This window comes from Microbacterium sp. PA5, assembly GCF_049860775.1.
In the GTDB taxonomy this organism is placed as follows: domain Bacteria; phylum Actinomycetota; class Actinomycetes; order Actinomycetales; family Microbacteriaceae; genus Microbacterium.
The window spans coordinates 1,184,521-1,195,609 of record NZ_CP187567.1 but is presented as its reverse complement, the minus strand read 5'-3'; the positions used below and the strand labels follow the sequence as shown (position 1 = coordinate 1,195,609).

Genomic DNA, 11,089 nt, shown 5'->3' with positions numbered 1-11,089 from the left:
GATGCCAGCAGGCGCCGGAGCGCCTGAGTGTGCTCACAGCCTAGGGGAAGGTAACGTAGTGCCTCGTGCACGTACTCTCCGTCAGCTCCCTCAAGGGAGGGGTCGGCAAGACCACCGTGACCCTCGGACTCGCCTCAGCGGCGTTCGCCCGCGGCGTCCGGACTCTCGTCGTCGACCTCGACCCGCAGTCCGACGTGTCGACGGGAATGGACATCCAGGTCGCGGGCCGGCTCAACATCGCCGACGTCCTCGCGAACCCGAAGGAGAAGGTGGTCCGTCAGGCCATCACCTCCAGTGGCTGGGCCAAGGTGCACCCGGGGACCATCGATGTGATGATCGGCAGCCCGTCGGCCATCAACTTCGACGGACCGCACCCGAGCGTGCGCGACGTGTGGAAGCTCGAAGAGGCGCTGGCGACGATCGAGGCCGACTACGACCTCGTGCTCGTGGACTGCGCGCCCTCGCTGAATGCGCTCACGCGCACCGCATGGGCCGCCAGCGACCGCGTCATCGTGGTGACCGAGCCCGGCCTGTTCTCCGTGGCCGCGGCCGACCGCGCGCTCCGCGCGATCGAGGAGATCCGTCGCGGCCTCTCCCCCCGTCTGCAGCCGCTCGGCATCGTCGTGAACCGCGTGCGGCCGCAGTCGATCGAGCACCAGTTCCGCATCAAGGAGTTGCGCGACATGTTCGGGCCGCTCGTGCTCACTCCTCAGCTTCCGGAGCGCACCTCGCTGCAGCAGGCGCAGGGCGCTGCGAAGCCGCTCCACATCTGGCCGGGCGACTCCGCCCAGGAGCTGGCCGGCGACTTCGACGCGCTGCTGGACCGTGTCATGCGGACGGGCCGCATCATGACGGCCGGCGAAGCACGCGCCTGATCGACGGCATCGCCGTACGCGCGTCCGCGGACGCGCACCACCGTGCATGGGTCCGCGTCTGCAGCGCGGAGCGTGAGGCGGCTCAGGCGGAGCGGACGGCGCGGCGAGCAGCGAGCTCGTCGACGGGATCCGGCGCCTGCGGGTCGAAGTCGAGCAGCGTCGACTCCACCTCGTGGAGGACCTTGCCCACGGCGATGCCGAAGACGCCCTGACCGCGGCTGACGAGGTCGATCACCTCGTCGTTGGACGTGCACAGATAGACCGACGCACCGTCGCTCATGAGCGTGGTCCCGGCGAGATCGCGGATACCCGCCGCGCGCAGCTGATCGACGGCGGTGCGGATCTGCTGCAGCGAGATGCCGGTGTCGAGGAGGCGCTTCACGAGCTTGAGCACGAGGATGTCGCGGAAGCCGTAGAGACGCTGCGAACCCGAGCCGGAGGCTCCGCGCACCGTCGGCTCGACGAGCTCGGTACGTGCCCAGTAGTCCAGCTGGCGGTAGGTGATGCCCGCCGCGCGCGCGGCGACCGCACCGCGGTACCCGACCTCGTCGTCCATCTGCGGGAGGCCGTCGGTGAACAGCAGATCTGTCATGAACTGCGGCTCGCCGATCGCGTCATGCGCGGTCATTTCGCCTCCTACGGTCGGGTTGTCTTCTCCACGCTAGATGAGGGATGCCCACCCGGCAACGACATCGGGCCGTGTCGTCTCGGCGTGTCGCGCTGCCCGTCAGGGCGTCAGCCGCTCGAGCGCCGTCAGCACGATGCCGGCACGGAGCTCATCGAGACGCCGCACGAGCTCGGGAGCCAGCTCGTGCGCACGGCCGCGAGCGGCGGCATCCGACTTGCGCAGCAGGGGCGCCAGCGCGTTCTCGACGAGGGCGACGTCGCGCTCGGCCGCCTGCCGCAGCGTGCGGAGGTGACGGGGCTGGATGCCGTGCGCGTCGAGGGCGACGAGCGCCCGGAGCATCGTCAGCGCGCGGTCGTCGAACGTCTCGCCCGCCGGGAGGAGACCCGCGCTGATCGCGTCGTTGAGCAGGCTCGCCGACGCGCCCGACGCCGAGAGCATCTCGTCGCGGCGGTGACGGCGGGCGGTGTGCACGATCGACGCGGGCATGGCGCCCAGGTCGTGCGACGGGTCGTCGAGATGCTCGCGGATGCGTGCCAGCGGGATGCCGTAGTCGCGCTGCATGGTGAGCGTCGTGCGGAGCCGCTCGACGTCCGTGGGCGAGAACTTGCGGTAGCCGGACTCCGTGCGCACCGGCGTGACGATCCCCTGCACCTCGAGGTAGCGGAGCTTGCTGGCGCTGAGAAGGGGGAACTCGGGGGTCAGTCGCGCGAGGACCTGACCGATGCTGAGGTGACCCGTGGACGTCGCGCGTCCACGGGGAGCTGCCGCCGGACTCACCCGGCCGACTCGCGATCGGCCGGCGAGGCGAAGAAGTTGAGGCGGAACTTGCCGATGCGAAGCTCCGCGCCGTTGGTGAGGGCGGCACGATCGACCCGCTCGCCGTTGACATAGGTGCCGTTGAGCGAGCGCTGATCGACGAGCTCGAATGCCGTGCCCGCGCGGGTGATCTCCGCGTGACGGCGCGAGACGGTGACATCGTCGAAGAAGATGTCGGCCTCGGGATGGCGCCCGATCGTCGTCACGTCGTTGTCGAGCAGGTACCGTGCGCCGGCGGTGGGCCCCGAGCGCACCAGCAGCATCGCCGAGCGCGACGGCAGCGCAGAGATGGCTTCGAGCTCGACCTCGCTCAGATCACTGCCGAACGGGATGAAGGACAGATCGGAGTCGTGTCCGAAAGTCTGCGTCGTGTCCGACGAGGCGCGCTGAGGCGGCTCGGCTCCACGCCTGATCTCGTCGGGGCGACGGTTCTCGTCCACGATGTCCTCCTCCTCTTCACCCTAACGGATCGCGACCTCTGCGGAAGAGTCGATCCCAGGGTGGACCGCCGCGTCGCGGGCACGACTCGGGCGGATTGTTTCGCCCCGTTTCCTCGGCGGAGACGGAGCGGCGGGTGTCCGCCTAGCCTGTCGGAATCCGCGCTCTACGACAAGGAGTCATCGTGTCCGCCTCGCACAACCGCCTCACGCCCGCCCCGGTGCGTCAGGACGCGCCGTGCATGTGCGCCCGCGGCGGCGCGTGCTCCTCTTTCGCGCCGGGGCACGCCGTCCACCTGATCCAGGCGCGACTGGTCTCGGCGACGCCGGCGGAATGGGTCGACGCCATCGTCGCCGCCGTGGATCCCTCCGGGGCCGTCACGCTGCACGCACTGGAAGACGGCGAGGTCGTCGACCTGTGGAGCGGCGCGGGCGCCGCTGAGGCGGCCTCGCCCGGGGAACCCGTCGCCTACCACCCGCGGTATCACGCGCTGAGCGTCGGCGGCCGCCTCTACAACGTGCTCGACCTGCCCTGAGACGGCAGGCCCGCACGAGCGGCGTGACTCACGCCATCGACATCGCCGACTTCAGCGCCATGCAGGCATCCATGCAGGCGCGGCACGCGTCGGCGCACATCTTGCACACCGGACTCATGTCGGCGTGCATCATGCACATGTCCATGCAGGTCTGACACATGGCGATGCAGGCGTCGAGCATCGACATCATCGATGCCGGCGTCATCCCCTGCATCCGCATCAGGGAGCGCATCATCGTGTTGCACATGTCGGCGCAGTTCATGCATGCGGGCGCACAGTCCATGGGATGCCCGTCCATCGTCTGCACGGAGCAGACCGTGCACGCCTGCTCGCACGCGGCGCACGCGTCCATGCAGGCCTGCGCCGCGGACTGCATGGCGGCCATCGCCGACTCCGGCAGGCCCTCCATCGACATCATGTCGTGGGACATGGCGTCCCTCATCATCGCGTCCACTCCGATACCCGCTCTCCGGCTGCGGCGGTCCGCCGCCCTGCCGCCCGATGGCAGTTCCGTCGCGGGTTCCGTCTGATCGCCATGGTAGGCCGACGGCCCGTCGCACAACAGGGATCGGTAGGCTCGATCGGGTGTCGTCACCACGGATCTCCACACGTCTGATCGCCGCGCTCGGAGTGCTCGCCGGTCTCCTGCTCGCCGGGAGTGCCTCTCCGGCCCTCGCCCACGACGAGCTGCTCGGTACCGACCCCGCCGAGGGCGCGGTGCTGGACGAGGCCCCCGAGGCGATCACCCTGACCTTCAGCGGCGTCCTCCTCGACGGCGACGGGGCCACGGAGATCGTCGTCACCGACGCCGCGGGCACCGACCTCACTGCCGGAGAGCCGGTCCTCGACGGCGTCCGGGCGACCCAGCCGCTCGACGGAGCCGCGTCGGGAACGATCGAGGTGGCCTGGCGGGTGGTCTCCAGCGACGGCCACCCGATCTCGGGCGAGTTCTCCTTCGCTGTCGGCGAGGCCTCGTCCCCGACGTCGGAGTCCCCCGCGCCCGGCGGTCCCGCGAGCCCCGGCGGCGCGGGTGGAGAGCTCCTCCCGGTGTGGATCGGCGTCGGCGCGATCGTGGTCGTGGGAGCGGTCGTGACCGTCCTCCTCACGCGGAGACGTCCCTCCCACGAGGACTAGGCTGGAGACATGCCTCATTACAACGTCGTCGTCCTCGGTGCCGGCCCCGGTGGCTATGTCGCAGCGGTCCGCTCCGCGCAGCTCGGACTGTCCACCGCCATCATCGAAGAGAAGTACTGGGGAGGCGTCTGCCTCAACGTCGGCTGCATCCCCTCCAAGGCACTGCTGAAGAACGCCGAGATCGCCCACACCCTGAAGCACAAGGCCGAGTTCTTCGGCATCTCGGGTGAGTTCTCGCTGGACTTCGGGGTCGCCTGGGACCGCAGCCGCGACGTCGCCGACGGCCGCGTCAAGGGCATCCACTACCTGATGAAGAAGAACAAGGTCACGGAGTACGACGGCCGCGGCACCTTCACCGGCCCCAAGGCCATCTCGGTCGCCAAGAGCGACGGCCAGGTCGAGGAGGTCACCTTCGACAACGTGATCATCGCGACGGGCTCGACCGTCCGCCTGCTCCCCGGGGTCACCCTCAGCGAGAACGTCGTGACGTACGAGGAGCAGATCCTCTCGCGCGAGCTGCCGGGCTCGATCGTCATCGTGGGCGCCGGTGCGATCGGCATGGAGTTCGCCTACGTCATGTCGAACTACGGCGTGAAGGTGACGATCATCGAGTTCCTCGACCGCGCCCTGCCCAACGAGGACGCCGACGTCTCGAAGGAGATCGCACGGCAGTACAAGAACTACGGCATCGATCTGCTCGTGTCGACGAAGGTCGAGACGGTCGTCGACTCCGGCGACAAGGTCACCGTGACCTACACGGACAACAAGTCCGGTCAGCAGGGTTCGATCGAGGCCGACAAGGTGCTCATGTCGATCGGCTTCGCGCCGCGCGTCGAGGGATTCGGCCTGGAGAACACCGGGGTCGCCCTGACCGACCGCGGTGCGATCGAGATCGACGACTTCATGCGGACCAACGTCGAGGGCATCTACGCGATCGGCGACGTCACCGCGAAGCTCCAGCTCGCGCACGTCGCGGAGGCGCAGGGTGTCGTGGCGGCCGAGACGATCGGCGGCGCGGAGACGATGGCGCTGGGCGACTACAAGATGATGCCGCGTGCCACCTTCTGCTCGCCCCAGGTCGCCTCGTTCGGCTACACGGAGGCGCAGTACAAGGAGACGGGACGCGAGTACAAGGTCGCGACCTTCCCGTTCATGGCCAACGGCAAGGCCCACGGCCTGGGCGAGCCCGTCGGCTTCGTGAAGCTGATCGCCGACGCGGAGCACCTCGAACTCGTCGGCGGCCACCTCATCGGCCCCGATGTGTCGGAGCTCCTCCCCGAGCTCACCCTCGCGCAGAAGTGGGACCTGACGGCGCTCGAGCTGGCGCGCAACGTCCACACCCACCCGACGCTGTCGGAGGCGCTCCAGGAGGCGTTCCACGGCCTCGCGGGACACATGATCAACTTCTGATCCGCCCGCCGAGTTCCATTTGACTGCATAGGTCCACGGAGTACTCTGGACTTCCATCACTGACGCCGCCCCGCCGAAGCCGGGGGCGGCGTCAGTGCATGTGAGCCGGCGATCCCGGCAGGTCAGACCCCGAGGGCGCGACCCAGCTTGGAACCGGATGCCGAGGGCAACCCGCCGGCGGCCGCCACCAGGGCATCGGCCGCCGCGAAGAGCTCCTGCTGGGCCGCGGGGTCGGCCGGCGCCGCGGGGCCCAGTTCGAGCTCCCATTCGCGCCAGCGGGTCTCGATGCCGCGTCGCAGATCCATGGCGACCACCCGGTCGTCGACGAACTCGGCGACGAGCATCCCGTCCGCGTCGCGGAGCGCGTAGGCGGTGCGTTCGTTGCGGATGCGCGCGATCACCGAGACGGCGCCGATGTCGATGCCGGACAGGGCGGGATCGGACGCGAGCGCCGCGGCCACGGCGGGCGGGACGATCACGTCGTCGTCCACAGCATCCAGCGGCCAGCGCGCCTCGTGCTTGCCCTCGGCCGTCGCCCGCTTGATGTGCCAGCCCTCGTCCGGCCCGCCGACCCGGCGCCGCAGGGCGATGGCAGCGCGTCCGAGAGCACCGTCGCCGGTGTCGAGGTACCGTGCGTCGAGCGAGCGAGCCTCGGCGTCGCCGATCGTCACGACGCCCGGAAGTCTCGTCCAGTCAGGGAGCGACACGGCGTCGTCGGCGTCGTACTTGCGCTCGATCTCGATCGAGCGCTCGGCGCCGTCCGCCGTCACTCGTCGCGGCCGTCCGGATCGGGGTCGATGTCGTCCTGCGCCTCGAGATAGTGGAAGTCGGTCGACGTGGGACCGTCGCCCTCGCCGGTGTTCTCGGGCGCACCCTCGCGCTCGTACACGACCTGGGTCTCGCTGTAGGGCAGGATCAGCCGATCCTGGTCCGCATCGTCCAGCGGGATGACCTGGCCGTCGAGCGGTCCGCCGTGAAGTCGTGCAATAGCCATGATGTGCTCCTTGTCCCCGTCCGCTCCAGCCTAGTGCGGCGGTCGCGCGCCGCAGCGGACGTGGATCAGTGCGTCGGGAAGCCGAGGCTGATCTGACTCTCGCTCGCCTCGGGCCATCGTGTCGTGATCACCTTGCGACGCGTGTAGAACGAGAAGGCCTCGGGCCCGTACATGTGCGTGTCGCCGAACAGCGACTCCTTCCACCCGCCGAACGAGTAGGCGCCCACCGGCACGGGGATCGGCACGTTCACCCCCACCATCCCGACCTCGATGTCGTACCCGAACTGACGCGCGGTCTTGCCGTCGCGGGTGAACACCGCGGTGCCGTTCGCGTACCGGCTCGCGTTGATGAGGGCGACCGCTTCGTCGTAGTCGCGGACGCGGACGACCGAGAGCACGGGGCCGAAGATCTCCTCGTCGTACACGCGCATGCCCGGCGTCACCCGGTCGACGAGCGACGGCCCGATGAAGAAGCCCTCGTCGCCGGCGGGGCGGCGTCCGTCCACGACGAGGTCGGCCCCCTCCCCCTCGGCACCGGCGACGAACCCGGTCACCCGTTCGAGCGCCTCCCGCGTGATGAGAGGTCCCATCTCGGTGGTCGGGTCGGCCCCGTCTCCGACCACCAGCCCCGGCAGCCGGCGCGCGATCCGCTCGACGAGCGCGTCGCCGACTGCGCCGACCGCGACGACGACCGACACGGCCATGCACCGCTCGCCCGCGGAGCCGTAGGCGGCCGAGACGGCCGCGTCGGCGGCGGCCTCCAGGTCGGCGTCCGGCATGACGATCATGTGGTTCTTCGCTCCCCCGAGCGCCTGCACCCGCTTGCCCGCCGCTGCGGCCCGGGTGTAGACGTGGCGCGCGACCGGTGTCGAGCCGACGAACGAGACCGCCCGGATGATCGGGTCGTCCAGGATCGCGTCGACCGCCTCCTTGTCGCCGTGCACCACGTTGAGCACGCCGTCCGGCACCCCGGCCTCCCGGAAGGCGTCGGCGAGCCACACCGCCGCCGAGGGATCGCGCTCGCTGGGCTTGAGGATCACCGCGTTGCCCGCGGCGATCGCCGTCGTGACCATCCACAGCGGGACCATCGCGGGGAAGTTGAACGGGGTGATGCAGGCGACCACCCCGACCGGCTGACGCAGCTGATGCACGTCGAGTCCCGACGCGACCTGCTCCGAGTGGTCGCCCTTGAGGTGATGCATGAGGCCCGTGCAGAACTCGACGTTCTCGAGCCCGCGCGCGACCTCGCCGAGCGCATCTGCCACGGTCTTGCCGTGCTCGGCGGTGATGAGGCGGGCGAGGTCCTCGGCGCGCGCGGAGATGATCTCGCGCAGCCGGAACATGATCTGCTGCCGGCGGGCGAGTCCCGTGTCGCGCCACCCGCGCTGCGCCTCGCGCGCGACCCGGGCGGCCTCGTGCACGAGTTCGGCCGAGGCGAGGGCGACCGCGCCCGTCTGCCGCCCGGTGGCGGGGTTGAACACCGGGCTCGTCCTCCCGTCGCCGGTCGTGCGGACACCGCCGATGACGTGCGGGACGGTGGTGGGGGGCGCGGTCGTGGCCGTGGTCATGCGGACTCCTCGGAAGCGGTGGCCGGAGCGGGGTCGAAACCGCGCAGCGTGCCGTCTGGTGATGGGAAGCGGGCGACGAGGGTGCAGTCCTTCGCGCCCCACCCCTCGTCGACGAGCTGATCGAGCTGTGCCAGCGCGAGCCGCGCCGCCGGCAGTCGCATGCCGGACGATTCGCCCGCGGCCACGGCCAGCGCGCAGTCCTTGCGGGCGAGGTCGACCGAGAAGGTGGCGTCGAAGTTGCGGTTCGCGGCCGCCGTGTCGACGACGCCCGGCACCGGGTACCAGGTGCGCACCGCCCACGAGGATCCGGACGATGCGCTCGCCACCTCCCAGAACGTGCGCGCGTCGAGCCCCAGTTCCTCGGCGAGCCGGGCGCCCTCGGCCATGGCCATCACGTTGATGAAGAGCATCATGTTGTTCGCCAGCTTGGCGGCGATGCCTGCGGTCGGCCCCCCGCAGGCGACGACGGCGCCTGCCATGGGAGCGACCAGCTCGGCTGCCCGCGCCACGGCCTCGGGCTCTCCCCCGAGCATGAACGTCAGCGTGTGGGCGGCGGCGCCTGCCGTACCGCCGGAGATCGGCGCATCGACGAACGCCGCACCGCGGGCGAGCGCCTCGTCGTGGCACCAGCGCGAGGTCTCGACGTCGACGGTCGAGGTGTCCAGCAGCAGGGCGCGCGGCGCGGCGTGGGCCAGGATCCCGTCCGGCCCGCCGTAGACGGCACGGACGTGCTCGGGCCGCGGCAGGGACGTGAAGACGGCGTCGGCGCCGTCGACCGCGTCCGCGACGGCCGGGACGATCTCGACCCCCGCCGAGGCGGCGGACGCGGTGGCCGCCGGATCGACGTCCACCCCGCGGACGCGGTGGCCGGCCCGCACGAGGTGCCCGCTCATCGGGAGGCCCATGTGACCCAGTCCGATCCATGCGATCGTCGCCATCTCGGCCCCCTTCATCGCGAGCGCGTGTGAAGGCCACGGTACGCAGGCCCGGAGAGGTGATCAATGCACAGCGAGTGCGAATTCTTGCACCCGTGGTGTGCGCCGATGCACACTCGAGGGATGACAGTGCTGTCCGACGAGCCCTCCGTCGATGCCCTCCTCACCTTCCTCGCCGTCGCGCGACTGGGACGGCACACCGCGGCGGCGGACGAGCTGCGGGTCAACCACTCGACCGTGTCCCGCAGGATCGCCGGGCTCGAGGCGGCACTCGGCGGACGCGTGCTCATCCGCACCCCGGGCGGATGGGAGGTCACCGAGCTCGGCCGCCGGGCCGTCGCCATCGCGGAACGGATCGAGGACTCGATGCGAGAGCTCGTGGAGGAGGCTCCCGGCTCCGCCGGCGAGCTGCGCGGAGTGGTGCGCGTCGCCGCCCCCGATGCGTTCACGGCCACGATCCTCGCGCCGGCCATGGCCGGACTCCGGCGTGATCACCCGAACCTGGCGGTCGAGCTGGTCGCGGTCACCCAGCGGGCCCGCCAGCATCGTTCGGGGGTCGACCTCGAGATCGTCGCCGGGAGGCCGCGGGTGCTGCGGGCATACGCCACCCCCGTCTTCTCCTACTCGCTGCGTCTCTACGCGACGCCCGCCTATCTCGCCGCGCACGGCACTCCCGCTCAGAAGGCGGACCTCGCGCGGCATCCCCTCGTCTACTACGTCGAGTCGGCACTCCAGGTGGACGAGCTCGACCGCGCGCTGCAGGAGCTGCCGCCCTCACCGCCGTCCCTGCGATCCACCAGCGTCTTCGCTCACATCGAGGCGACCGCCGCGGGCGCCGGCATCGGGCTGCTGCCCGATTTCGTCGCCGACGCGGACCCGCGGCTCATGCGGGTACTCGACGGATCCTGGGCCCATCCCCTCGCCTACTGGGCGGTCGCGCGCGACGAGGGACGGCGGAACGCGGCGGTCGCGCGCACCCTCGGCGCGATCGCCGAAGCGATCGCGCATAGACTCGACAGCCGATGAAGCCCTTCCTGCTCCTGGCCACGCGTGCCGAAGACCTGCCCGCCGACGAGGAGTACGCGCTCTTCCGCCGGTTCAGCGGGCTGCCCGAAGACGGTCTCGTGCGCGTCCGGATGGAAGCCGCGCCCTTGGGAGAGATCGATCTGGACGACTGGTCCGGCATCTTCGTCGGCGGCGGGCCGTTCAACGCCTCCGATCCGCCGGAACGCAAGTCGGCTGTCCAGCACCGCGTGGAGGCGGAGTTCGCCCGGCTGCTCGACGACGTCGTCGCCCGGGACTTCCCCTTCCTCGGCGCCTGCTACGGCGTGGGGACGCTCGGGGCCCACCAGGGCGCGACGATCGACCGCACCCATCAGGAGCCGATCAGTGTCGTCGAGGTCGAGCGCACCGCCGCCGGCGCAGCCGACCCGCTGCTGGCGGATGTCCCCGACTCCTTCACCGCGTTCGTCGGGCACAAGGAGGCCATCTCGATGCTGCCGCCGTCGGCGACGCTGCTGGTGCGCGGCGCGGCGTGCCCGGTGCAGATGTTCCGCGTCGGCCAGAACGTCTACGCCACCCAGTTCCACCCGGAGCTCGACCTCGACGGCATCACCACTCGCATCCACGCCTACGCGGACCACGGGTACTTCGCCGCCGATGAGCTCGACCTCACGCTCGCGGCGGTGAGGCGGCTCCCGGTGACGCACACCGGCACCATCCTGCGCGCGTTCGTCGAGCGCTACGCGCGGTAGCG

General features: G+C 70.6%; 14 protein-coding genes. 6 read left to right on the top strand and 8 right to left on the bottom strand.

From position 1 onward, the window contains the following. The first annotated feature begins 65 nt into the window (after nucleotides 1–65). Nucleotides 66–875: a ParA family protein gene (locus tag ACPWUT_RS05515; protein WP_284529463.1), complete on the top strand. Its 810-nt coding sequence runs from the start codon at nucleotides 66–68 to the stop codon at nucleotides 873–875. Between the two features lie 82 nt (nucleotides 876–957). On the opposite strand, the gene ACPWUT_RS05510 is transcribed toward ACPWUT_RS05515, so the two are convergent. The 3 genes from ACPWUT_RS05510 to ACPWUT_RS05500 all read right to left on the bottom strand — a co-directional run bounded on the left by ACPWUT_RS05510 (nucleotide 958) and on the right by ACPWUT_RS05500 (nucleotide 2,759). Then, nucleotides 958–1,503, bottom strand: a complete 546-nt coding sequence (locus tag ACPWUT_RS05510) for a MerR family transcriptional regulator (RefSeq protein ID WP_284529462.1) — start codon at nucleotides 1,501–1,503, stop codon at nucleotides 958–960. 99 nt (nucleotides 1,504–1,602) lie between these two features. Further along, complete coding sequence (locus tag ACPWUT_RS05505) at nucleotides 1,603–2,280, bottom strand: MerR family transcriptional regulator (protein WP_284529460.1); 678 nt, start codon at nucleotides 2,278–2,280, stop codon at nucleotides 1,603–1,605. Beyond that, nucleotides 2,277–2,759 carry an FHA domain-containing protein gene (locus tag ACPWUT_RS05500; protein WP_284529458.1) on the bottom strand — a complete coding sequence of 161 codons (483 nt, stop codon included), beginning with the start codon at nucleotides 2,757–2,759 and terminating at the stop codon, nucleotides 2,277–2,279. Before ACPWUT_RS05500 ends, ACPWUT_RS05505 begins: the two co-directional genes overlap by 4 nt. 182 nt (nucleotides 2,760–2,941) lie before the next feature. Between ACPWUT_RS05500 and ACPWUT_RS05495 the strand changes: the two genes are divergently transcribed. Then, nucleotides 2,942–3,292 (top strand): hypothetical protein, encoded by a 351-nt coding sequence (locus ACPWUT_RS05495; RefSeq protein ID WP_425841472.1) that lies wholly within the window; start codon nucleotides 2,942–2,944, stop codon nucleotides 3,290–3,292. A 28-nt stretch (nucleotides 3,293–3,320) separates the two neighbouring features. Here ACPWUT_RS05495 and ACPWUT_RS05490 read toward each other — a convergent pair whose 3' ends face one another. Then, complete coding sequence (locus ACPWUT_RS05490) at nucleotides 3,321–3,737, bottom strand: hypothetical protein (RefSeq protein ID WP_425842197.1); 417 nt, start codon at nucleotides 3,735–3,737, stop codon at nucleotides 3,321–3,323. A gap of 140 nt (nucleotides 3,738–3,877) precedes the next feature. On the opposite strand from ACPWUT_RS05490, the gene ACPWUT_RS05485 reads away from it, so the two are divergent. Next, on the top strand, nucleotides 3,878–4,426 hold the full coding sequence (locus tag ACPWUT_RS05485) for a copper resistance CopC family protein (RefSeq protein WP_425841469.1): 549 nt from the start codon (nucleotides 3,878–3,880) through the stop codon (nucleotides 4,424–4,426). Nucleotides 4,427–4,435: 9 nt separating this feature from the next. Continuing rightward, nucleotides 4,436–5,836 (top strand): dihydrolipoyl dehydrogenase, encoded by a 1,401-nt coding sequence (gene lpdA / locus ACPWUT_RS05480; RefSeq protein WP_284529453.1) that lies wholly within the window; start codon nucleotides 4,436–4,438, stop codon nucleotides 5,834–5,836. 122 nt (nucleotides 5,837–5,958) lie between these two features. Here the strand turns inward: lpdA and ACPWUT_RS05475 are convergent, their stop codons facing one another. The 4 genes from ACPWUT_RS05475 to ACPWUT_RS05460 form a co-directional block, all read right to left on the bottom strand. Continuing rightward, nucleotides 5,959–6,606 (bottom strand): CYTH domain-containing protein, encoded by a 648-nt coding sequence (locus ACPWUT_RS05475; protein ID WP_425841460.1) that lies wholly within the window; start codon nucleotides 6,604–6,606, stop codon nucleotides 5,959–5,961. Continuing rightward, complete coding sequence (locus tag ACPWUT_RS05470; RefSeq protein ID WP_284529450.1) at nucleotides 6,603–6,830, bottom strand: response regulator; 228 nt, start codon at nucleotides 6,828–6,830, stop codon at nucleotides 6,603–6,605. The genes ACPWUT_RS05475 and ACPWUT_RS05470 overlap by 4 nt, the downstream gene beginning before the upstream one ends. 65 nt (nucleotides 6,831–6,895) lie before the next feature. Further along, complete coding sequence (locus ACPWUT_RS05465) at nucleotides 6,896–8,398, bottom strand: CoA-acylating methylmalonate-semialdehyde dehydrogenase (protein ID WP_425841457.1); 1,503 nt, start codon at nucleotides 8,396–8,398, stop codon at nucleotides 6,896–6,898. Beyond that, nucleotides 8,395–9,336 carry an NAD(P)-dependent oxidoreductase gene (locus ACPWUT_RS05460; protein ID WP_284529447.1) on the bottom strand — a complete coding sequence of 314 codons (942 nt, stop codon included), beginning with the start codon at nucleotides 9,334–9,336 and terminating at the stop codon, nucleotides 8,395–8,397. Before ACPWUT_RS05460 ends, ACPWUT_RS05465 begins: the two co-directional genes overlap by 4 nt. A 120-nt stretch (nucleotides 9,337–9,456) precedes the next feature. Between ACPWUT_RS05460 and ACPWUT_RS05455 the strand changes: the two genes are divergently transcribed. Together ACPWUT_RS05455 and ACPWUT_RS05450 are read left to right on the top strand one after the other, a co-directional pair. After that, nucleotides 9,457–10,359: a LysR family transcriptional regulator gene (locus ACPWUT_RS05455; protein ID WP_284529446.1), complete on the top strand. Its 903-nt coding sequence runs from the start codon at nucleotides 9,457–9,459 to the stop codon at nucleotides 10,357–10,359. Beyond that, nucleotides 10,356–11,087 (top strand): glutamine amidotransferase, encoded by a 732-nt coding sequence (locus ACPWUT_RS05450; protein WP_284529445.1) that lies wholly within the window; start codon nucleotides 10,356–10,358, stop codon nucleotides 11,085–11,087. Before ACPWUT_RS05455 ends, ACPWUT_RS05450 begins: the two co-directional genes overlap by 4 nt. Nucleotides 11,088–11,089: the final 2 nt, after the last annotated feature.